Raw genomic sequence first — 22154 nt, 5'->3', positions numbered from 1 at the left:
ACGGGAGAGTCACGTGCGGGCGCCTTCGCCGGCTCCGTGCTCGGCCGCCTCGTCGGCGGACTGCTGCTCGGGGATCTCCACACCCCCGGCACCAGCACTCCCGGCCCCCTCGACCACGGTGCCGGCACTCACGGCACTGTCTCCGCCGGCGTCCGGCCCCGCGGCGTTCACCGCGTCCTTCGCCGCGTCCGCCGCGTCGTCGGCGACACCGCCGTCCGTGACGTCGCTCTCCGGGCCGTTGCCGTTGGGGTCATCGCCGTCCGCGGCACCGCCGTCCGTCCCGGAACCGGCCTTCGCCGTGTCGGCCGGTTCCTCGGCGACCGACGCCTCCTCAGTGGCCTTCGACCTCCGAAAAAGTCGCGCAAAAACGCCCATATCAACTCCATACGTTACTCGTGCGGGCGGCATCCCGCGTGGCCCGGTGCGTCTGTACGCGGTGCGCGTACCACCGCCCGTCGGCATCCGCCCGCCGGCGTCCGGCCGCGGGAACCTCGCAACGGGCAACGACCCCGCGCGTGCGCCGTCACGTAACTCCTTCGAGGCGTCCGCCGGAGGTTTGCGAGACTGGTGCGGTGAGCAGCGCACCCCCCGCCCCCCGAGTCATCGCCGTCGTCGGCCCCACCGCGGCCGGAAAGTCCGATCTCGGCGTCTTCCTGGCCCAACGCCTCGGCGGTGAGGTCGTCAACGCCGACTCCATGCAGCTCTACCGCGGGATGGACATCGGCACCGCCAAGCTGACGCCCGAGGAGCGCGGCGGTGTCCCGCACCACCTCCTGGACGTCTGGGACGTGACCGTCACGGCCTCCGTCGCCGAGTACCAGCGGCTCGCCCGGGAACGCATCGACGCATTGCTCGCCGAGGGGCGCTGGCCGATCCTGGTCGGCGGCTCCGGGCTGTACGTCCGCGGCGCCGTCGACAACCTCCAGTTCCCCGGTACCGACCCCGAGGTGCGGGCCCGGCTGGAGGAGGAGCTGACGCTGCGCGGCTCCGGGGCGCTGCACGCGCGCCTCGCCGCCGCCGACCCGGAGGCCGCCCGGGCCATCCTGCCCGGCAACGGCCGCCGTATCGTCCGCGCGCTGGAGGTCATCGAGATCACCGGCCAGCCCTTCACGGCGAACCTCCCGGGCCACGACTCCGTCTACGACACCGTGCAGATCGGCGTCGACGTGGCGCGCCCCGAACTGGACGAGCGCATCGCGCGCCGGGTCGACCGGATGTGGGACGCCGGGCTCGTGGAGGAGGTGCGCGCGCTGGAGGCGCACGGCTTGCGCGCCGGGCGCACGGCCTCCCGCGCACTCGGCTACCAGCAGGTCCTCGCGGCGCTCGCGGGCGAATGCACACAGGAGGAGGCGCGCGCGGAGACGGTGCGTGCCACCAAACGCTTCGCGCGCCGCCAGGACTCCTGGTTCCGGCGCGACCCGCGCGTGCACTGGCTGAGCGGGGGCGCCACGGACCTCCGGGAACTTCCCGACCTGGCGCTGGCGTTGGTCGAACGACCGGTTACAGCCTGATCACGTGATGGCATCGGGAAGCCCAGGCCGTCATCCAGGCCTCCGGCGCCGTGCCATCATCGAGCTTCGATCGACGAATGAGTCCTAGTTGGGAGGGCGCGTGGCGATGGAGGCCGGCCCTCGCGACACCGCACAAGGCACCGAGCGCATCACCGTGGAGCGCGCCGCCCCGGAGCCGGACGACGACTCACTGAGTCCCGACGGCCCCGACGAGACCCAGGGCGGCGTCACCGCCGACGGCCCGGAGCCCGAGGAGATGTTCGCCGGGCCCGAGGTCGAGGTCGAGCTGCGTCCGCAGCGGCGGCTGCGTATCTGGCAGCTCGCCCCCATCGTGGGCCTGGCCGCCGTCGGCTCCCTGATGTTCGCCTTCCCGCTGGCCTTCGACGGCGACAGCGGAGCGATGATCGCCATGCTGGGGCTGCTGATCTGCTCCTGCGCGGCCGGCTGGGGCACGATGGCCGCCCGTCGCGTCGGATACACCTGGCCGGGACTGCCGCCGCGAGGGACCGGCCGGCGGCCCGACTGGCGCCTGATCGGCGCCTACGTCCTGCTGGTCGCCGTGGTCGTCGTCCTGGCGGTCTGGCGGGTCGCCGGGCTCCGCTGAGCGCGGCCCGTACGCCGACGGGCCCCCACGCCGACGATGCCCGCACCTGGCGGCGCGCGCACCTTGGCAGCCCCCCGCACCTGAGCAGCGTGCGCACGCGGGCGCCGGTCCTGCGCGCGAGGCCCCGGCCGTGGCCGTGAGCGGGGTGATGTCGTACCCACCCCGTACGATCGAGGCATGAGCACCCGTATCGCCTTCCTCAAGGGGCACGGCACGGAGAACGACTTCGTGATCGTCCCCGGCCCGGAGAGCGCCGTGGAGCTGTCCCCGGCCGCCGTCGCCGCCCTGTGCGACCGCCGCGCGGGCATCGGCGGCGACGGCGTGCTGCACGTCGTGCGCGCCGCCGCGCACCCGGAGGCCCGGGAGATGGCGGCCGAGGCGGAGTGGTTCATGGACTACCGCAACGGCGACGGCTCGGTCGCGGAGATGTGCGGCAACGGCGTACGCGTGTTCGCGCGCTACCTCCAGCACGCCGGGCACGCGGCGGAGGGCGATCTCGCCATCGCCACGCGCGGGGGGGCGTGAAGACGGTGCACATCGCCAAGGACGGTGACATCGCGGTGGGCATGGGCAGGGCCCGGCTCCCCGAGAGCGACGTCACGGTGAGCGCCGGCGAGCGCTCCTGGCCCGCCCGCAACGTCAACATGGGGAACCCCCACGCGGTCGCCTTCGTCGACGACCCGGCGGACGCGGGGGACCTGCTCTCCCCGCCCCCGTTCCGCCCGGCCGCCGCCTACCCGGACGGTGTGAACGTCGAGTTCGTGGTCGACAGAGCCCCCCGCCACGTGGCGATGCGGGTGCACGAGCGAGGTTCCGGCGAGACCCGGTCGTGCGGCACCGGCGCCTGTGCCGTCGCAGTGGCGGCGGCCCGCCGCGAGGGCGCCGACCCGACCGCCAACGGCACCCCGGTGACGTACCGGGTCGACGTGCTCGGCGGCACCCTGGTCATCACCGAGCGGCCGGACGGCGAGATCGAGATGACCGGTCCGGCGGTGATCGTCGCCGAGGGCGAGATCGACGCGGAGTGGCTGGAAACAGCGGCTGTCTGACCTCGGACCTGCCCGGGACATCACAGGCCCGGACGTCCCGTGGCCGGTCATGATCCAGGCCGACGGCCCAGGTGGTGGCGGGAATCCACGGAGCCCCGCCTGACCCCTGACCGAAAACCGTAAACCTCCGGGGCCGTCGCTCGAATGGGTGATCCGTTTCACGCTCTCCGAGAGGCGGTCGGCGGAGTGTGCTGGGCTCGGTAGCATCAAGCACCGGCCCGGACGGGGGATCCGACGCCAACCCCTGAGCCGCGTACGCCCTGGGGCACCCCGTCCGCCGGTCCACGCAGCCGGAGGTGCCCATGAGTGCGGATGCCACAAACCCTGCGGCCCCGGGCCCGGTGGCGCCGTCGGCGCCCCGGAGGCGGGCCCGCCCGCGGATCGACCTGCGCCGTCTGGGCCGGGCCGCGCTGCTCGGCCCCACCGCCCGCGACCGCCTCCCCGACGCCATCGGGCACGTCGTCGAGGCACACCGCGCCCACTTCCCCGACGCCGACCTCGAACCGCTGCGCCGCGCCTACCTCCTGGCCGAGTCCTCACACCGCGGCCAGATGCGCAAGAGCGGCGAGCCCTACATCACCCATCCGCTCGCCGTCACCCTCATCCTCGCGGAACTCGGCGCCGAGACCACCACATTGACGGCGTCCCTGCTGCACGACACGGTCGAGGACACCGACGTCACGCTGGACCAGGTCGGCGAGGAGTTCGGCGCGGAGGTCCGCTACCTCGTCGACGGCGTCACCAAACTGGAGAAGGTCGACTACGGCGCCGCCGCCGAACCCGAGACCTTCCGCAAGATGCTCGTCGCCACCGGCAACGACGTCCGTGTGATGTCGATCAAGCTCGCCGACCGACTGCACAACATGCGCACTCTCGGCGTCATGCGCCCCGAGAAACAGGCCCGCATCGCCAAGGTGACCAGGGACGTACTCATCCCGCTGGCCGAACGGCTCGGCGTGCAGGCGCTCAAGACCGAACTGGAGGATCTGGTCTTCGCCATCCTCCACCCGGAGGAGTACGAACACACCCGCGAACTGATCGCGGAGAACGCGAGCCGTCCGCACGACCCGCTCACCGAGGTCGCCGAACAGGTCCGCGGCGTACTGCGCGAGGCCGGTATCTCCGCCGAAGTCCTGGTCAGGCCGCGCCATTTCGTCTCCCTGCACCGCGTGGCCCGCAAACGCGGCCGGCTGCGCGGCTGCGACTTCGGACGGGTGCTCGTGCTGGTGAACGAGGACGCCGACTGCTATGCCGTCCTCGGTGAACTGCACACCTGCATGACGCCGGTCGTCGCCGAGTTCAAGGACTTCATCGCCGTACCCAAGTTCAACCTGTACCAGTCGCTGCACACCGCGGTGGCCCTCCCGCCGTCCCGCACGGACACGCCCGAGGGCACGGCCACGGACGGCCAGGTCGTCGAAGTCCTCATCCGCACCCACCAGATGCACAAGACCGCCGAGGCCGGCGTCGTCGCGCTCGGCAACCCCTACGCGCCCTACGCGCAGCCCGCCGAGGACGCGTCGGCGGCCGACGGCGAGCGCGTCGACCCGACCCGGCCCGGCTGGCTCTCCCGGCTGCTCGACTGGCAGCAGGCGGCACCCGACCCGGACACCTTCTGGTCCACACTGCGCGAGGATCTCGCCCAGGACCGCGAGATCACCGTCTTCCGCCCAGACGGCGGCACACTCGGCCTCCCCGCCGGCGCCAGTTGCGTGGACGCCGCCTACGCGCAGTACGGCGAGGACGCACACGCGTGCATCGGTGCCCGGGTCAACGGACGCCTGGCCAGGCTGAGCACCGTCCTCCAGGACGGCGACACCGTTCAGCTCCTGATGGGCCAGGACCCCGCCTCCGAGCCGTCCAGGGAGTGGCTCGAGCACGCCCACACCCCCGTCGCCCGCATCGCCATCCAGCGCTGGCTGGCGGCCCACCCCGCCCCGGCCGAGGACCCGCCGGAGACCCGCGAGGAGGTCCCCGGCGGCGCGGCGGACATCGCGGCGGGCTTCGATCGGTCCGCCGGGTCGAACGGATCCGACAGTCCGGACGGGCCGCACCGGCCACACGGGTCGCACGGGCCACACGGGTCGCACGGGTCGCACGGGTCGGACGGGTCGCACGGGTCGCACGGATCCGTTGAGCCTCATGGGGCCGATAGGGCCGATAGGGCCGATGGGGGCCACCTGGTCGAGGGTGCCGACGGGATCGGCGGCGCCGACGGGGCCGTGTCACCCGCACCGGACGGCCGCGCCGGCACGGCGACCGTGGTCGTCGCCGACCGGCCCCGCGTCACCGTACGGCTCGCCGGCTGCTGTACGCCCGTACCGCCCGACGAGATCACCGCCTTCGCCGTTCGCGGGGGCGCGGTGACCGTGCACCGCGTCGAGTGCGCGACGGTCGCGCGGATGAAGAGCGCGGGGCGTGCGGAGATCGACGTGCGATGGGGAGACACCGCCGCGTGCCGCGTCACCCTGCTCGCCGAATCGTTCGGCCGCCCCCACCTGCTCGCCGACCTGACCGAGGCCATCGCCCTGGAGGGCGTCGAGATCGTCTCGGCCACCGTGGCCCCGCCGACCCAGCAGCGCGTCCACCACACGTACACCCTGCACCTCCCCGACGCGGCGCGTCTGCCCTCCCTCATGCGGGCGATGCGCAATGTCCCGGGCGTCTACGACGTGAGCCGCGCCCAGCCGCAGCCGCCGGGCAACTGAGCCGGCGCACACCACGCGCGCGCACTCCTTCGCGCGCCCCGGGCAAGCTCGCGCGCTCCGGGAAGCTTCCGCGCACGGCGCAGCGCCGTGCGTACTCCCGAAGGCCCCGTTCGGGTGGGACGGGCGCGCGTCGCCGCCGTGGCGGCACCGCGCGCTGATAGCCGTGGTGCATGCCGCGCACCCCCCGTCCCCGCGTCCCGCGCCGTCCCGGGACCCTCAAGGCGACCCTCCTCGCGTCCGCCGCGTCCGCCGCCTCCGTCTGCCTCCTCGCCGCGAGCGCCCCGCCCACCGCGCTCGGCCTGGGCGACCGGCTCTTCCCCGACCTGGGCAACCCCGGGTACGACGTGACGTCGTACGACCTCGCCTTCACCTACCCCGGGGACAACAGCAAGCCGCTGCGGGCCGTCACCACCATCGACGCCCGGGTGACCCACGACCTGGAACGCGTCAACCTCGACTTCGCACACGGCAAGGTCGACTCCGTGGAGGTCGACGGCCTGCCGGCCACGTTCGCCACCGCGGGGGAGGACCTGGTGGTCACCCCGCGGGTCCCGCTGCCCGAGCACAGCCGGATGCGCATCACGGTGCACCACACCAGCGACCCGGTGTCCGAGAAGGGCCGGGACGGCGGCTGGGTGCGCACCACGGACGGCCTCGCCATGGCCAACCAGGCCGACGTCGCCCACCTCGTGTTCCCGTGCAACGACCACCCCTCCGACAAGGCGATGTTCACCTTCCACGTCACCGTCCCCGAGGGATACACGGCCGTCGCCAACGGCCTGCCCGGCACAGTCGCCAGGGCGGGCCGGTCGACCACCTGGACGTACCGCACCCGGCACCCCATGGCCACCGAGCTGGCGCAGGTCTCCATCGGCCGTTCCACCGTGCTGCACCGCACCGGTCCGCACGGCCTGCCCCTGCGGGACGTCGTCCCCACCGAGGACCGCAAGGCGCTGGAACCGTGGCTGGCCAGGACGCCCGGCCAGATCGCCTGGATGGAGAACAAGGTCGGACGCTATCCGTTCGAGACGTACGGCCTGCTCATGGCGTCGGCCAGCACCGGCTTCGAACTGGAGACACAGACCCTCTCGCTCTTCGAGAGAGAGCTGTTCACCGACCCCGCCTGGCCGAAGTGGTACGTGGAGTCGGTCATGGTGCACGAACTGTCGCACCAGTGGTTCGGCGACAGCGTCAGTCCGCGCAGCTGGTCCGACCTGTGGCTCAACGAGGGACACGCGACCTGGTACGAGGCCCTGTACGCCGACGAGAAGGCGCACAAGTCGATGGAGACCCGCATGAAGGCCGCCTACGGGGCCTCCGACCGCTGGCGCGAGGCCGGGGGGCCGCCCGCGCTCCCCAAGCCGCCCAAGGCCGGTCAGAAGATCGGCATCTTCCGCGCGAACGTCTACGACGGCGCCGCCCTCGTCCTGTACGCCCTGCGCCAGGAGATCGGCAGGCCGGCCTTCGAGCGCCTGGAGCGCGCCTGGGTGCGCGTCCACCGGGACTCCACGGCGAACACGGCGGACTTCGAACGCCTGGCCTCCGCCGTCGCCGGACGTGACCTCAGCGGCTTCTTCAAGGCCTGGCTCTACGGCGTCAAGACGCCGCCCATGCCCGGCCACCCGGACTGGACGCAGGCGCCGCCCCCGAAGGCCGCGCCGAAGAAGGTGGCCGGCAAGAAGGCGGGCGACGAGAAGGCCGCGCAGGGCGGGACCGTGCGGCAGGCGGTGGCACGGAGGAGGCAGTGAGAGGCACCCGTCGGAGGAAGCGGTGAGGGCATGCGGAAAGGGGGCGGCGCCCGGGAATAACGCCGTGACGAGACGGGCCGTGCCGTGCGACCATCATCAAGTCGGCACGGCACGGCGCACGGGAATCTCCCGGGGCTCCCGAGCGTTGTGAGAAGTGACGGAACGGCTGTCGAAGTACGTCGGTTCTCGCCGCGACTCCGTCGGCCGCACCACGGATTCCCAACGACGTAAGGACCCAATGACCTCCTCTTCTTCCTCTTCCCAGGCCACCAAGCGCCTCGCGCACACCTATCCCGAAGGTCTTCGGGCCGATGCCCTGATGGAAGAGGACGTCGCCTGGAGCCACGAGATCGACGGAGAGCGGGACGGCGACCAGTTCGACCGCTCCGAGCGCGCGGCCCTGCGCCGTGTCGCGGGCCTGTCCACCGAGCTCGAGGACGTCACCGAGGTCGAGTACCGGCAGCTCCGCCTGGAGCGGGTGGTGCTCGTCGGCGTCTGGACGTCGGGGACCGTGCACGACGCGGACAACTCCCTGGCCGAGCTGGCCGCCCTCGCGGAGACCGCCGGCGCGGTCGTGCTCGACGGCGTGATCCAGCGCCGCGACAAGCCCGACGCGGCCACCTACATCGGCTCCGGCAAGGCCGGCGAGCTGCGTGACATCGTCCTGGAATCGGGCGCGGACACCGTCATCTGCGACGGTGAGCTGAGCCCTGGGCAGCTGATCCACCTCGAGGACGTCGTCAAGGTCAAGGTCATCGACCGCACGGCCCTAATCCTGGACATCTTCGCCCAGCACGCCAAGTCCCGGGAGGGCAAGGCGCAGGTCGCGCTCGCGCAGATGCAGTACATGCTGCCACGGCTGCGCGGCTGGGGTCAGTCGCTGTCCCGGCAGATGGGCGGCGGCAAGGGCGGCGGTCTCGCCACCCGCGGTCCCGGTGAGACCAAGATCGAGACGGACCGGCGGCGGATCCGCGAGAAGATGGCCAAGATGCGCCGGGAGATCGCGGCCATGAAGACGGGCCGTGAGATCAAGCGCCAGGAGCGGCGCCGCCACAAGGTGCCGTCCGTCGCCATCGCGGGCTACACCAACGCCGGCAAGTCCTCCCTGCTCAACCGCCTCACCGGCGCGGGCGTCCTGGTCGAGAACGCGCTGTTCGCGACCCTGGACCCGACCGTCCGCCGGGCCGAGACGCCGAGCGGGCGGCTGTACACGCTGGCCGACACGGTCGGCTTCGTCCGGCACCTGCCGCACCACCTGGTCGAGGCGTTCCGCTCCACCATGGAGGAGGTCGGTGACTCCGACCTGATCCTGCACGTGGTGGACGGCTCGCACCCCGACCCCGAGGAGCAGCTGGCCGCCGTGCGCGAGGTGATCAGGGACGTCGGCGCCACCGACGTGCCCGAGATCGTCGTGGTGAACAAGGCGGACGCGGCCGACCCGCTGGTGCTGCAGCGGCTCCTGCGCATGGAGAAGCACTCGATCGCCGTCTCGGCCCGTACCGGCCGGGGCATCGCCGAACTGCTCGCCTTGATCGACAGTGAGCTGCCCCGGCCCGCCCTGGAGATCGAGGCGCTCGTGCCCTACACGCACGGCAAGCTGGTCGCCCGTGCCCACACCGAGGGCGAGGTGATCTCCGAGGAGCACACCGCGGAGGGCACCCTGCTCAAGGCTCTGGTGCACGAGGAACTGGCCGCGGATCTGGCACCGTACACGCCGGTTCCCGCGCTCTGACCCGCTCGCCGTCCGCCACCGGGTGAGCACACGGGCCCGCCCCCTTCGCGCGAAGGAGGCGGGCCCGTGTCACCTCGGCGTGGTGCCCAGGTCAGCGGCCGCCGTAGGTCCGGCTCATGTTCTCGTACAGGGACTCGGCGCCCCTGCCCAGCTGCGGGCCGGCCAGCCAGGTGTTGTCGGACGGGCCGATGGAGGTGTTGGAGACCAGCACGGTCTTCCCGCCGGCCACGCGGAACCAGCCGCCGCCGGAGGAGCCGCCGGTCATGGTGCACCCGATGCGGTACATCGTCGGCAGGGACGGGCTGAGCGACAGCCGGCCCGGCCGGTCCAGACACCGGAACATCTTCAGACCGTTGTACGGCGGTGCGGCCGGGTACCCCCACGCACCCATCGTGGCGACCTGGGGCGCCTGCGGTGCGGAGAAGTCCACGTCCAGTGCCGCCCCGACCGTCTCCTCCAGCGACTTCGCACCGGCCTCCGGCTTCACGTGCAGCACGGCGTAGTCGTACGCGGCGCCCGCGCCGCCCGTCTCCGAGCCGCCCTGGATCCACTGGCCCGAGGTGGAGGCCCAGTCCGCCCACCAGGCGCCGTAGGGAGCGACCTGCGTAGGGCCGGCGTCGCCCAGCTCCGACGCGGACCGGCCGAGGTCGTTGTAGGCCGGGACGAACGCGATGTTGCGGTACCAGCCGCCGCCCTGTCCGGCGTGCACGCAGTGCCCCGCCGTCCACACCAGGTTCGACCTGCCCGGGTGGTTGACGTCCTTGACGACCGTGCCGGAGCAGACCATCGAACCCTGGGGCGAGTCGAAGAAGACCTTGCCGACCGGGGCCGCGTGCTGGTGGTACGGGGTCTGCTCTGCCTGGGCCTGCACGGGCGGCGGCGCCGGGTCGCCGACCCCCTGGTCCGCGGCAGCGTCCTTGGTGGAGACCGTCTTGTTGGCCTCCTTGGCGGATTTCATCCGGTCGGGTTTCCAGAGCCCCTTGATCACCGGGTTGACGAAGTCCTTGGCCGCGCTGAGCCACTTGTCCTTGTCCCAGTTCTTCCAGCCGCCGTCGCGCCACTGATCGACGTCGATCCCGTGTTCCTCGAGCTTGTTCGCGAGATCGGCCGGGACCCGGACCTTGCCGTCGCCGCTGTCCGCGGCCTTCGAGGCGCCGACGCCCGGCTTGCCGCTCGCGTCGTCCTTGCCCGAGTCGTTGCAGGCGGTGGCGGTGAGCGTCAGAGCCGCGACGAGCCCGGTGGCGGCGAGGGCGGTGCCCCGTCGCGTGCGCCGGGGCGCGGAGGACGTAGGTGTGGAACGCATGGTGCGATGAACCCCCGTTGGTTCGTGTTCTGTTGTGCGCGTTACGTCTGCGTGTGGCGCCTGTGTGTCAGGTCCGCGTGTTGCGCCTGTGTGTCAGGTCCGCGTTGTGTCTCTGCGTGTCAGGTCCGCGTGGTGTGTCTGCGTGTCAGGTCTGCGTGGTGTGTCTGCGTGTCCTGTCTCCGTGCTTCAGCGCGTGGCCGGGCGGGAGTGCTTGCCCGAGCTGAGACGCCCGGCCGCATGTCATGAGCTTGTCAGGGTTGCCATGGGCCGGTTCCGTGCGGGACCACCGGCGGACGACACCCCACTATGCCCGGGGCGCCGAGTACGAACGGCGGTGGGGTGGTGAAGGTTCTTGTCGGACACCCCACCGCAGCCGTCCAGTTCACCGGCTGGTTCGGGGCTCGCTCACCGCCCGGCGAACTTCTTGCTGACCGAGGCGTAGACGCCCTTGGCCACCGTGCCCAGCCGCGGACCGGCCAGCCAACCGGCCGTCACCGGGCCGATCGAGGTGTTGGAGACCAGTGCGGGCTTGCCGTCCGCGCCCTTCTCGACCCAGCCGCCGCCGGAGGAGCCGCCGGTCATGGTGCAGCCGATGCGGTACATCGTCGGGTCGGAGGCCGTGACCGACAGCCGTCCCGGCTTGTCCTGGCACTGGTACAGCGCCTGCCCGTCGTAGGGCGGCGCGGCCGGGTAGCCGGTCGCCGTGATGTTCTGCACCTTCGGTACGGCCGGGGCGTCGAAGTTCACCGGGAGGGCCGAACCGACGGTCTCCTCCAGGGACTTGCCGTTCCCGCCCTTCTCCGGCGTCACGTGGATGACGGCGAAGTCGTAGCTCGCCCCCTGCCCGCCGGTCGCACCGCCCTGCTCGATCCACTGGTCGGAGGTCTGCGCCCAGTCGCCCCACCACACGCCGTACGGAGCGACCTGCTCCCGGGCCGCGCCCTGCAACTGGGCGGTGCTCCGGCCCGCGTCGTTGTACGACGGGACGAAGGCGATGTTGCGGTACCAGCCGCCCTTCTTGCCGGCGTGCACGCAGTGCCCCGCCGTCCACACCAGGTTGGACTTGCCGGGGTGGGCCGGGTCCTCGACGACCGTCGCCGAGCAGACCATCGTGCCCTCGGGGGAGTCGAAGAAGACCTTGCCCGCCGTCGCCGCGTTGGCGTGGTAGGGCGGCGCCACCTTCAGCGCCTTCACGGGCGCCGGCGTCGGGTCCGTGACACCCTGGTCACCGGAGATGTCGTTGGTGTCCACGCCCTTGTCCGGGTCGTTGGCCCGGCGCATCCGGTCCGGGTTCCACAGCCCCTGGATGATCGGGTTGACGAAGTCGTTCGCCTCGCGCAGCCAGTCGTCCTTGTTCCAGTTCTTCCAGGCGCCGTTCTTCCACTTGTCGACGTCGATCCCGTGCTCTTTGAGCTTCTTGCGGATGTCGTCCGGGATCTTGATCTTGCCGTCGCCCGTGGCGCCCGAGTCGCCGGCGGCCGTGGAGGCGGAGGGCATGCCCGCCGCGCCGGTGTCGTCCGAGTTGCAGCCGGTGGCGGTGAGCGCCAGGGTCGAGACCAGAGCGACGGCGGCCAGCACCGGGGAGGCCGTGCGCCGGGCACGCCCTCCCCCGCGAGCGGTGACGGACGGGCGTATGGGTCGCATGTTTCGACTCCCCCTGCTGTGAACGGACTTGCTGATACCGCCGCGCCCCGCCCCGATCCCGGACGGGATGCGGGCGTGGACCACGGCGGCGGAACGGCACCACACACTATGCGGTCGCTGTGGGCGACTGCCCACGGAACGGCAACGGTTCGGATACAAGCCGCCTGACCTGGCCAACCATCCGCGGATCTACCGGTTGGGCGTCGCTTCAGCCAGCGGGGAGCGGAAACGCCGCCGGTAGTCGGTGGGCGTCGTACCGAGCCTGCGGCGGAACGCCCGCACGAGCGTGTCCGTCGTCCCGAACCCGCACACCGTCACGATGCGTTCGAGGGTCGCGTCGGTGGACTCCAGCCGGCCACGCGCCACTTCCACACGGGCCGCTTCCACGTAGGCGCTGGGAGTCATGCCCAGTTCGGCCTTGAAGACACGGGTGAGCTGCCGCTCGCTGAGATGGGCGTGCTCGGCCAGGTCCGCCACGGTGAGGGGGCCGTCGAGGTGGTGCAGGATGTGGTGGCGGAGCTCCTCGACGCGCCGCGTCCGGGAGACGGGTTCCAGGGGAACGCTGAACTGGCTCTGCCCGCTCGGCCGCTTCAGGTACATCACCAGCTGCCGGGCCACGCGGAGCGCGATCGTCTCGCCGAAGTCGTCGGCGACGAGGGCGAGCGACAGGTCGAGGCAGGCGCTGATCCCCGCGCCGGTCCAGGTGTCACCCTCCCGGATGAAGATCGGATCGGCGTCGACCTCCACCGCCGGGTGCTCGTCGGCCAGTTGCCGCGCGGTCGACCAGTGGGTGGTGGCGCGCTTGCCGTCGAGGAGGCCGGCGGCGGCCAGGAGGTGCGCCCCGACACAGACGGAGGTGATTCTCCGCGCCCGGCGGGCGAGCGTCTTCACCCGCTCGACCACCGCCGGATCGGTGCGGGCCCGTACGCCGTACCCGCCGTCGCCGTCCGTCTCGACCGAGCCGGGCACCAGCAGGGTGTCGATACCGCTGCCCGCAACCTCGTCGAAGGTGGTGTCGGGCAGCACGCGCACCCCGGCGGAGGTCGTGACGGGGCCCATGGTCTCCGCGGCGAGGACCACCCGGTAGCCCGTCGGTCCCGGCATCTCCCGCCGCACAAGCGAGAAGACCTCGGGCGGGCCGGTCACGTCGAGCAGGTCGACGCCTTCGAAGAGAACGATGACGACGAGTCGTTCCACGACGCTCAAGGGATCTCCGCCCAGCCGCTGCGAGTGAGGCCCGGTACGAGGCTGGGCCCTGGGGTGGCGCCCCGGGGCCCGGACCCGAGACCAGGCCCTGATGTCTGGATCTGCATGTTAGGCGACATTGCCGACACGCGGTGGTGGCTCGTACGTTCGTACGGCGGCCGGCCCCCGCACGGGCGGGCTCCGCACGACGGATCCGAGTGACAGCTCGGTGCATCTGCTGAGGGGTATTTCCATGACCACGACGACGACCCTGCGTGAACTCAACGGCTTCGACGAGACACCGCCGTCGCTCGCCGACTCCACCCTGATCCTCGTCGACTACCAGAACACCTACGTCGGCGGCGTGATGGAACTGGAGGGCTGGCAGGCCGCGCTCGACTCCGCCGCCGCCCTGCTGGCCCGGGCCCGGCAGGCCGGCGCGCACGTCATCCACGTCGTCAACGACGGCGGCGAAGGCACCCCGTACGACATCAGGGCGGAGATCGGCCGGATCCACCCGAGCGTGGCGCCGGCCGAGGGTGAGCCCGTCGTCGTGAAGAAGGTGCCGAACGCGTTCGTCGACACCGAACTGGGCGAGCACGTCGACGCCGCCGGCCACAAGGACGTCGTCGTCATCGGGTTCATGACGCACATGTGCGTGCTGTTCACCGTGGAAGGCGCGTTCCTGCGGGGCAACCGGGCCACGGTGGTCGCCGACGCGTGCGCCACGCGCCCGCTCGCAGCGGCGGGCACCCGGCTGGGCGCGCGCCAGATCCACCACGCCGCCCTGGCCACCGTCGGGGACCTCTACGGGATCGTCGTCGAGTCGGGGGCGTCCTTGAGCTGACGCGGCGAAGTCCCTGACCCGGCACGGGGAGTGACTGGCCCGGCCAGGTGGTTCGCTCCTGCCGGTGCCCATGTCCTTCCAGGGCCACTGGTGCCCGTGTCCTGCCAGTGGCACTGGGGTTCATGTGCCTCCAGTGCCACCGGGGCCCATGACGCTGCCGAGTCAGGCCCCCGCGAACCAGCTCGCGCCCACCCGTAACCGTACGGATCATCCGCGGTTATAGCGGTGGGGTCCCCGCTGTCCATGACCAGACCCACGCGCCCTCGACCGCCGCGCCGCACCGCCGACGACACCGTCGCCAACGCTCGGGAGCACGACGGGTGTTGGGCCTCTCCGGCGCCGCGGCATCGACGCCACGCGGCCGAGGAGACCGCAGGCGAGCGATGCCATGCGCCAGTGGGGCCTGGAGGTCGGCCCGCCCTCGGGACGGAGGCCGACGCCTTGGGACACCGGAGGACAGGGAGCCGCAGCGGTGACGGAGTCTGTTGAGGCCGCGCACGAGGGGTGCGCGTCGGGAGACGCGCGCCTCCTGCACGACGGGATCCTGCGGCGCCAGTCCGCGCGCGAGTCGGCGGCGCGCACCTATGCGCGTGCCCTGCCGATCGTGCCGGTCAGGGCGCGCGGACTCACCATCGAAGGAGCGGACGGCCGCCGCTACCTGGACTGCCTCTCGGGCGCGGGCACCCTCGCCCTGGGACACAACCACCCCGTCGTCCTGGAAGCCGTCCGCGGCGTCCTCGACTCCGGCGCGCCCCTGCTCGCCCTCGACCTGGCCACTCCCGTCAAGGACGCCTTCGTCACCGAGCTGTTCCGCACCCTGCCGCCCGGGCTGGGCGAGCGGGCCCGCGTGCAGTTCTGCGGCCCGGCGGGGACGGACGCCGTGGAGGCCGCCTTCAAGCTGGTCCGCGCCGCCACCGGCCGCACCGGCATCATGGCCTTCGCCGGTGCGTACCACGGGATGACCGACGGCGCGCTCGCCGCGTCCGGGCACGCCCCGGACGTACGGGTCACCCGGCTGCCCTACCCGCAGGACTACCGCTGCCCCTTCGGCGTCGGCGGCCCCCGCGGGGCCGAACTCGCGTCCCGCTGGGCGGAATCCGTGCTGGACGACCCCAAGTCCGGAGTGCCACTGCCCGCCGGGATGATCCTCGAACCCGTGCAGGGCGAGGGCGGCGTGCTCCCCGCGCCGGATGCCTGGATGCGCCGCATCCGGCAGCTCACCGAGGAGAGGTCCGTCCCCTTGATCGCCGACGAGGTCCAGACCGGAGTCGGCCGCACCGGCGCCTTCTGGGCGGTGGACCACAGCGGGGTGACACCGGATGTGATGGTGCTCTCGAAGGCCATCGGTGGCAGCCTGCCGCTGGCCGTCGTCGTGTACCGCGACGACCTCGACGTGTGGCCACCGGGCGCCCACGCGGGAACCTTCCGCGGCAACCAGCTCGCCATGGCCGCGGGCACAGCCACCCTGGCGTACGTCCGCGAGAACCGCCTCGCCGAACGCGCCGCGACCCTCGGCGCCCGCATGCTCTCCCGCCTCCGCGAACTTTCCAGTCAGCACCCGTGTGTCGGGGACGTCCGCGGCCGCGGACTGATGCTCGGCCTCGAACTGGTCGATCCGGAGGCGGGGGCGGGCGCGGGCACGGCGGCAGGGGCAGGGGCGGAGGCGAACGCGGACACAGGCGCGGGCGCGGTGCCAGAAGGGGGCAGCGGTATGGGCGCCGAAACCACTGGCCCGGGGGAAGCGTCCGCGCCGGGCGACGGCACCGCACGGCCCATCGCGCTGTCGGCCGACCACGGGCGGCGCCCGCCGCCCGCCGCGCCCGAGATCGCCGCGGCCGTGCAAAGAGAGTGCCTGCGCCGGGGCCTCATCGTCGAACTCGGCGGACGTCACGCGAGTGTCGTACGCCTCCTGCCCCCGCTGACCCTCACCGACGAGCAGTCGGCGGCCGTGCTCGACAGGTTGGCCGACGCGGTCGAAACGGTGGCCCGGAGCGACACCGGACGAGGGGGAGGGCGGTCCCGGCTGCCCGGACGGCAACTGCCGCCGACGGGCTGCCCCGACGGAGCCGGCTAGCGACCGACGGCAGCCCCCGGCAGCAGCCGGCGAACCGATCGAGGGAAGCGGGCCACACGCCCGCACCCGCTTCGGCCGCCGAGGCGGGCACGCCAGGAGCCCGAGCAGCCCAGAAACCCCGAGCAGCCCAGAAGCCCCGTGCACCCAAGAAGCCCCGTGCACCCAAGAAGCCCCGTGCACCCAAGAAGCCCCGTGCACCCAAGAAGCCCCGTGCACCCAAGAAGACGCGGCCGAAGCGGACGAAGCGGACGAGTCCCGGCCCCGACCCCGAGGAACCGCCTTGAACACCACGCCCACCCACCGCGGTCACTCCGTACCTCCTCCCGACACGGACGAGACCTACGAGACTTACGAGACGCGTGGGACGAATGAGACCAGCGAGACCAACGTGACAAGCGAGGCGGCAGAGGCGACCCGGGCCACCGATGCGACCGATGCCAGCGAAACGACCGAGGCAAGCGAAACCACCGAGGCGTCCGCGACGATCCCTCCCCAGCCGAGCGGCCCCTCCCCCCACCAGCCACCTCAGGTGGCAACCCGTTCGGATCGCCCCCTCCAGGCCGACCCACTTGTGCACCCCGACCCGTCCACAGCCGCCCATGCCGCAGGCGTCGAGAACCTGCTGCGCTGCTGGGTTCGCGAGACCGACGTCCCCGACCCTCATGGCGGCGTCCTCCGAAACGGCGGCGTCCTCCGCATCCCTCTCCCCGCAAGTGGCACCGCGCTCCTCGTGCCGGTCCACCACTGGTCCCCGACCGGCTGGCACCGCTTCGGGCCGCCGCGCCTTGCCCACGCGCCCGAGACCGCCGCACCGGCCGACGCCGTCACGGTCGCCGCGCTCCTCGCCCGGGAAGCCGTCCCCCCCGCCGCCGCACCCCTGTCACCGCAATCGCCGACGGCTCGCGCCCGTACGGCGCACCAGGCCGAAGCGACCGATCTGGTAGCCCGCGTCGCCGACTCCGTCCGGCGTACCGTTCTCTTCCTCACCGACCGCCGCGAGCGCCCCTGTGACGGACCTGATCGGTTCCTCTCCGCTGAACAGTCCCTTCTCTTCGGACATCCGTTGCATCCGTCGCCCAAGAGCCGGGAGGGCTTCTCGGAAGCCGAAGTCCCGCACTACTCGCCCGAGTCGCGAGGCTCCTTCCCCTTGCACTGGATGGCGGTGGCGCCTTCCGTACTCGCCACCGACTCGGCCTGGACGGAGGCCGGGCGCCCCGTGCCCGCCGACCGCGTCACCGCACGGCTCGCCGGACCAGAGCTGCGGGGCCCCGACGGACATGCCCTTCTGCCCCTGCACCCTTGGCAGTTGCGCGAGGTACTGCATCGTCCCGAAGTGGTGGCACTCCTCGACGCGGGACTGCTGCGCGACCTCGGGCCGCACGGCCCGGCCTGGCATCCCACCTCTTCCGTGCGAACCGTCCACCGCAGCGGCGCGCCCGCCATGCTCAAACTGTCCCTGGCCCTGCGCATCACCAACTCCCGTCGGGAGAACCTGCGTAAGGAGCTGCACCGTGGCGTCGAGGTCCACCGCCTGCTGCGCAGCGGTCTCTCCCAGCAGTGGCGGGCCGCCCACCCCGGCTTCGACATCGTGCGCGACCCGGCCTGGCTGGCGGTCGACGGCCAGGACGGGGCTCCCGTGCCCGGACTGGATGTGGTGATCCGTCACAACCCGTTCGGCCCGTCGGACGACGTGTCCTGCGTCGCCGGCCTCGTCGCCCCCCGGCCGTACCCCTGGAGCGGGCCGTGCCCGCCACCGGCAGGGAGCCGGCCCCAGCCGGCCGACAGCCAGGCCACCCGGTCCCGCCTCGCCGAGGTCATCGCGCGGCTCGCCGCCCGCACCGGACGGCCGCGGGGAGCCGTAGCCGCCGAGTGGTTCCTGCGCTATCTCGAACAGGTGATCCGCCCGGTGCTGTGGCTGGACGGCGAGGCGGGGATCGCCCTCGAAGCGCACCAGCAGAACACGCTGGTCCTGCTCGGTCCCGACGGCTGGCCCGCGGGCGGCCGCTACCGCGACAACCAGGGCTACTACTTCCGAGCCTCCCGCCGTGCGGAACTCGACGCGCGGTTGCCCGGCATCGGCGCACGGAGCGACACCTTCGTCTCCGACGAGGTCACGGACGACCGCTTCGTCTACTACCTCGCCCTCAACAACGTGTTCGGCCTCATCGGCGCCTTCGGCTCACAGCGCATCGCCGACGAACGCCTGCTCCTGGCCGCCTTCCGCCACTTCCTCGCCGAGGCCGCCGCCGGTCCGCGGCGCATGCGCTCCTCCCTGCCCGCCCGGCTGCTGGACTCGCCGGTCCTGCGCTGCAAGGCCAACCTGCTGACCCGGCTGCACGGCCTGGACGAACTCGTCGGCCCGGTCGACACCCAGTCCGTCTACGTCACCGTCACCAACCCCCTCCACACCTGAACGCCCCCGGCCCCGACCACCGGCTCCGGTCATCACCTCCCCGTACCCGTCCCCGCCGAGGCCCCGCCCCCTCGCCTCCTTCGCCACCACTCCCGAGCCTTCACCCTCACTCCCGAGCCTTCACCCTCACTCCCGAGCCTTCACCCTCACTCCAGAGCCTTCACCCTCACTCCAGAGCCTTCGCTCTCACTTCCGAGCCTTTGCCCCCACGTCCGCGCCCTCGCCACCACTTCCGAGCCTTCACCTCCGCCCTCCGAGAGGAGCGCCCATGATTCCCACCGCCGCCGGCGCCGCCCCCAGCCGCGCCTCCGCCACCCCCTCCGCCGCCGGTACGGAGCCGAGCCCCACGGTGACCCTCTTCGACACCGGAGTGGGCACGCCCGGTGCCGTCGCCGGGACCCGGCCTGCCGAGGCGGGCGGTGACGGGGAGGACACGCTCGACCTGCGCCTGCCCGACGACTTCGTAGCGCTCCTCGCGGATCCGGGACCGGCCCGCCCCGCCACCGACGCTGTTGGCGCGTCCGCCACCAGACGGGCCGGCCTCCTCGACGGCGCCGGAGACTGGGGACCCACCCTCACACCCGTCGGCACCTTCCAACTGGTCACCGTACGGATCGAGCCTGACCTACAGGTCATCAGCCGCTGGATGAACGAGCCCGCGGTCGCCGAGTTCTGGCACCTGGCCGGGCCACGGAGCGTGACAGAGGAGCACCTGCGCGCGCAGCTGGACGGGGACGGGCGCAGCGTTCCCTGCCTCGGGGTGCTGGACGGCACGCCGATGAGCTACTGGGAGATCTACCGGGCCGACCTCGATCCCCTGGCACGGCACTACTGCGCACGGCCGCACGACACCGGCGTCCACCTTCTCCTCGGCAGTGCCGCCGACCGTGGCCGCGGTATCGGCAGCACCCTGCTGAGAGCCGTGACCGATCTGGTCCTCGCCGAGCGCCCCGGCTGTTCCCGCGTCGTCGCGGAACCCGACGTCCGGAACGCGCCCTGCGTCTCCGCTTTCCTGACCGCTGGTTTCCGGTTCTCCGCCGAGATCGACCTGCCCGGCAAGCGGGCCGCCCTCATGCTTCGGGACCGCGCTGCGGGCAGGCCGCGGTGACGGCCGGACACGTCCTGGCCACGTTCAGCGCACCGGCCGGGTCGGTCGGGGGCCCACTCCGCCCCGAGGTGGTTCCGTCGCGGCGCACCGGACCGGGTAGGGCCCGACTCGGTGCCGGACCGCAGCGGCACCGCATCGGTGCTCCGCCGCCGGTCCCGGCCTCCGGCACTCGTTTGTCAGTCCGGCGCCGTAGGGTGGTCGCGCTATGACGAAGCCCTCACTCCCCGAACTCCTGCATGCCGCCGTCGCTGCCGTCGGCGGTACGGAGCGCCCCGGCCAGGTGACCATGGCCCAAGCCGTCGCCGACGCGATCGACGACAGCTCGCACCTGCTGGTCCAGGCCGGCACCGGTACCGGAAAGTCCCTCGGGTACCTGGTGCCGGCACTCGCGCACGGAGAGCGGGTCGTGGTGGCCACGGCCACCCTGGCCCTCCAGCGCCAGCTGGTCGAGCGGGACCTGCCGCGCACGGTCGACGCCCTGCATCCGCTGCTGCGCCGCCGCCCGGAGTTCGCCATGCTCAAGGGCCGGTCGAACTACCTGTGCCTGCACCGTCTGCACGAGGGTGTCCCGCAGGACGAGGAGGAGGGCCTGTTCGACCAGTTCGAGGCGGCCGCGCCCAGCAGCAGACTGGGCCAGGACCTGCTGCGGCTGCGTGACTGGTCGGACGAGACCGAGACCGGGGACCGCGACGACCTCACGCCGGGTGTGTCGGACCGGGCCTGGGCGCAGGTGTCGGTCTCTTCCCGGGAATGCCTGGGCGCCTCGAAGTGCGCTTACGGGGCGGAGTGCTTCGCCGAGATGGCCCGCGAGCGCGCCAAGCTCGCCGAGGTCGTCGTCACCAACCACGCGCTGCTCGCGATCGACGCCATCGAGGGCGCGCCGGTCCTCCCGCAGCACGAGGTGCTGATCGTCGACGAGGCGCACGAACTGGTCTCCCGGGTGACCGGCGTGGCCACCGGCGAGCTGACCCCGGGGCAGGTCAACCGCGCCGTGCGCCGCGCCGCGAAGCTCGTCAACGAGAAGGCCGCCGATCAGTTGCAGACCGCGGCCGAAGGCTTCGAGCGGCTGATGGAGCTGGCCCTGCCCGGCCGTCTGGAGGAGGTCCCGGAGGACCTCGGCTACGCACTGCTGGCGTTGCGGGACGCCTCCCGCAACGTCATCTCGGCGATCGGCGCGACCCGGGACAAGTCGGTCCAGGACGAGGACGCGGTCCGCAAGCAGGCACTCGCCTCCGTGGAGAACGTGCACGACGTGGCGGAGCGCATCACCAACGGCTCCGAGTGGGACGTGGTCTGGTACGAGCGCCACTACCGCTTCGGCGCCTCCCTGCGCGTCGCCCCCATGTCCGTGTCGGGCCTGCTGCGGGAGAAGCTCTTCACGGACCGCTCCGTCGTGCTCACCTCCGCGACCCTGAAGCTCGGCGGTGACTTCAACGGCGTCGGCGCCTCACTCGGCCTCGCTCCGGAGGGCACGGAGGGCGAGGACGTACCGCAGTGGAAGGGCGTGGACGTCGGGTCGCCGTTCGACTACCGCAAGCAGGGGATCCTCTACGTCGCCAAGCACCTGGCGCGCCCCGCGCGGGACGGCGACCGCGGGGACATGCTCGACGAGCTGACGGAGCTGATCCAGGCGGCCGGCGGCCGGACCCTGGGCCTGTTCTCTTCCATGCGGGCCGCCCAGCTGGCGGCGGAGGAGCTGCGCTCGCGCGTCCCGGAGTTCCCGATCCTGCTCCAGGGCGAGGAGACGCTGGGCGAGCTGATCAAGAACTTCGCCGCCGATCCGAAGACGTGTCTGTTCGGCACGCTCTCGCTCTGGCAGGGCGTCGACGTACCCGGCGCCAGCTGTCAGCTGGTCGTCATGGACAAGATCCCGTTCCCGCGCCCGGACGACCCGTTGATGAGCGCCCGCCAGAAGGCGGTCGAGGACGCCGGGGGCAACGGCTTCATGGCCGTCGCCGCGACCCATGCGGCGCTCCTGATGGCCCAGGGCGCCGGCCGTCTCGTCCGTGCCTCCGCAGACCGGGGCGTGGTCGCCGTACTGGATCCGCGACTGGCGACGGCACGCTACGGCGGCTACCTGAAGGCATCGCTGCCGGACTTCTGGTACACCACCGACCGCAACCAGGTGCGGAAGTCGCTCGCGGCCATCGACGCGGCGGCGAAGCCGACGGAGGGGGAGCAGGACGCGGAGTGATCGCGGGGTGGCCCTGAGCGGCGCCACTCAGGGC

The 22154-nt window shown here is 72.4% G+C and carries 14 protein-coding genes and 1 pseudogene; 11 read left to right on the top strand and 4 right to left on the bottom strand.

Annotated elements, in window-relative coordinates:
- Positions 1-9: 9 nt before the first annotated feature.
- Positions 10-375, bottom strand: coding sequence for a hypothetical protein (locus tag ACFC02_RS15635; RefSeq protein ID WP_376356793.1), 366 nt, complete (start codon positions 373-375; stop codon positions 10-12).
- Positions 376-572: 197 nt separating this feature from the next.
- Between ACFC02_RS15635 and miaA the strand changes: the two genes are divergently transcribed.
- The 6 genes and pseudogenes from miaA to hflX all read left to right on the top strand — a co-directional run bounded on the left by miaA (position 573) and on the right by hflX (position 9352).
- A complete protein-coding gene (gene miaA / locus ACFC02_RS15630; protein WP_376356791.1) occupies positions 573-1511 on the top strand; it encodes a tRNA (adenosine(37)-N6)-dimethylallyltransferase MiaA in 939 nt (312 codons plus the stop codon).
- A 106-nt stretch (positions 1512-1617) separates the two neighbouring features.
- The gene (locus ACFC02_RS15625) at positions 1618-2115 is read left to right on the top strand and encodes a hypothetical protein (RefSeq protein ID WP_376356864.1); all 498 of its coding nucleotides are present in this window, start codon (positions 1618-1620) and stop codon (positions 2113-2115) included.
- A 177-nt stretch (positions 2116-2292) separates the two neighbouring features.
- Positions 2293-3164 (top strand): annotated as a pseudogene (gene dapF / locus ACFC02_RS15620) (diaminopimelate epimerase).
- 302 nt (positions 3165-3466) lie between these two features.
- Positions 3467-5872, top strand: a complete 2406-nt coding sequence (locus tag ACFC02_RS15615) for a RelA/SpoT family protein (protein ID WP_376356789.1) — start codon at positions 3467-3469, stop codon at positions 5870-5872.
- 170 nt (positions 5873-6042) lie between these two features.
- Entirely contained in the window at positions 6043-7620 is a 1578-nt protein-coding gene (locus ACFC02_RS15610) for a M1 family metallopeptidase (protein WP_376356787.1), read from the top strand.
- Positions 7621-7858: 238 nt separating this feature from the next.
- On the top strand, positions 7859-9352 hold the full coding sequence (hflX, locus tag ACFC02_RS15605) for a GTPase HflX (protein ID WP_376356785.1): 1494 nt from the start codon (positions 7859-7861) through the stop codon (positions 9350-9352).
- A 91-nt stretch (positions 9353-9443) separates the two neighbouring features.
- Here the strand turns inward: hflX and ACFC02_RS15600 are convergent, their stop codons facing one another.
- From ACFC02_RS15600 to ACFC02_RS15590, 3 genes are all read right to left on the bottom strand, one after another.
- Positions 9444-10655: a trypsin-like serine peptidase gene (locus ACFC02_RS15600; RefSeq protein WP_376356783.1), complete on the bottom strand. Its 1212-nt coding sequence runs from the start codon at positions 10653-10655 to the stop codon at positions 9444-9446.
- A gap of 405 nt (positions 10656-11060) precedes the next feature.
- Positions 11061-12299, bottom strand: coding sequence for a trypsin-like serine peptidase (locus ACFC02_RS15595; RefSeq protein ID WP_376356781.1), 1239 nt, complete (start codon positions 12297-12299; stop codon positions 11061-11063).
- A 189-nt stretch (positions 12300-12488) separates the two neighbouring features.
- Positions 12489-13505, bottom strand: coding sequence for a GlxA family transcriptional regulator (locus tag ACFC02_RS15590; protein ID WP_376356779.1), 1017 nt, complete (start codon positions 13503-13505; stop codon positions 12489-12491).
- A gap of 232 nt (positions 13506-13737) precedes the next feature.
- On the opposite strand from ACFC02_RS15590, the gene ACFC02_RS15585 reads away from it, so the two are divergent.
- The 5 genes from ACFC02_RS15585 (at position 13738) to ACFC02_RS15565 (ending at position 22120) form a co-directional block, all read left to right on the top strand.
- On the top strand, positions 13738-14331 hold the full coding sequence (locus ACFC02_RS15585; RefSeq protein WP_376356777.1) for an isochorismatase family protein: 594 nt from the start codon (positions 13738-13740) through the stop codon (positions 14329-14331).
- A 472-nt stretch (positions 14332-14803) separates the two neighbouring features.
- Positions 14804-16405 (top strand): diaminobutyrate--2-oxoglutarate transaminase family protein, encoded by a 1602-nt coding sequence (locus ACFC02_RS15580; RefSeq protein ID WP_376356775.1) that lies wholly within the window; start codon positions 14804-14806, stop codon positions 16403-16405.
- A gap of 529 nt (positions 16406-16934) precedes the next feature.
- Entirely contained in the window at positions 16935-18818 is a 1884-nt protein-coding gene (locus ACFC02_RS15575; RefSeq protein ID WP_376356773.1) for an IucA/IucC family protein, read from the top strand.
- Between the two features lie 268 nt (positions 18819-19086).
- Positions 19087-19926: a GNAT family N-acetyltransferase gene (locus tag ACFC02_RS15570; protein WP_376356771.1), complete on the top strand. Its 840-nt coding sequence runs from the start codon at positions 19087-19089 to the stop codon at positions 19924-19926.
- A gap of 205 nt (positions 19927-20131) precedes the next feature.
- The gene (locus ACFC02_RS15565; RefSeq protein WP_376356769.1) at positions 20132-22120 is read left to right on the top strand and encodes an ATP-dependent DNA helicase; all 1989 of its coding nucleotides are present in this window, start codon (positions 20132-20134) and stop codon (positions 22118-22120) included.
- Positions 22121-22154: the final 34 nt, after the last annotated feature.

This window comes from Streptomyces sp. NPDC056160 (assembly GCF_042268205.1).
Classification (GTDB): Bacteria; Actinomycetota; Actinomycetes; order Streptomycetales; family Streptomycetaceae; genus Streptomyces.
The sequence above is the reverse complement of the archived record's forward strand: the minus strand, read 5'-3'. Positions and strand labels throughout refer to the sequence as shown.

What these genes read in the sequence shown, in the direction of transcription:
- ACFC02_RS15635 (WP_376356793.1), bottom strand. Translation starts at nt 375, where the DNA reads ATGGGCGTTTTTGCGCGACTTTTTCGGAGGTCGAAGGCCACTGAGGAG.
- ACFC02_RS15615 (WP_376356789.1), top strand. Translation starts at nt 3,467, where the DNA reads ATGAGTGCGGATGCCACAAACCCTGCGGCCCCGGGCCCGGTGGCGCCG.
- ACFC02_RS15595 (WP_376356781.1), bottom strand. Translation starts at nt 12,299, where the DNA reads ATGCGACCCATACGCCCGTCCGTCACCGCTCGCGGGGGAGGGCGTGCC.
- ACFC02_RS15610 (WP_376356787.1), top strand. Translation starts at nt 6,043, where the DNA reads ATGCCGCGCACCCCCCGTCCCCGCGTCCCGCGCCGTCCCGGGACCCTC.
- hflX (WP_376356785.1), top strand. Translation starts at nt 7,859, where the DNA reads ATGACCTCCTCTTCTTCCTCTTCCCAGGCCACCAAGCGCCTCGCGCAC.
- ACFC02_RS15585 (WP_376356777.1), top strand. Translation starts at nt 13,738, where the DNA reads ATGACCACGACGACGACCCTGCGTGAACTCAACGGCTTCGACGAGACA.
- ACFC02_RS15625 (WP_376356864.1), top strand. Translation starts at nt 1,618, where the DNA reads ATGGAGGCCGGCCCTCGCGACACCGCACAAGGCACCGAGCGCATCACC.
- ACFC02_RS15600 (WP_376356783.1), bottom strand. Translation starts at nt 10,655, where the DNA reads ATGCGTTCCACACCTACGTCCTCCGCGCCCCGGCGCACGCGACGGGGC.
- ACFC02_RS15565 (WP_376356769.1), top strand. Translation starts at nt 20,132, where the DNA reads ATGACGAAGCCCTCACTCCCCGAACTCCTGCATGCCGCCGTCGCTGCC.
- ACFC02_RS15570 (WP_376356771.1), top strand. Translation starts at nt 19,087, where the DNA reads ATGATTCCCACCGCCGCCGGCGCCGCCCCCAGCCGCGCCTCCGCCACC.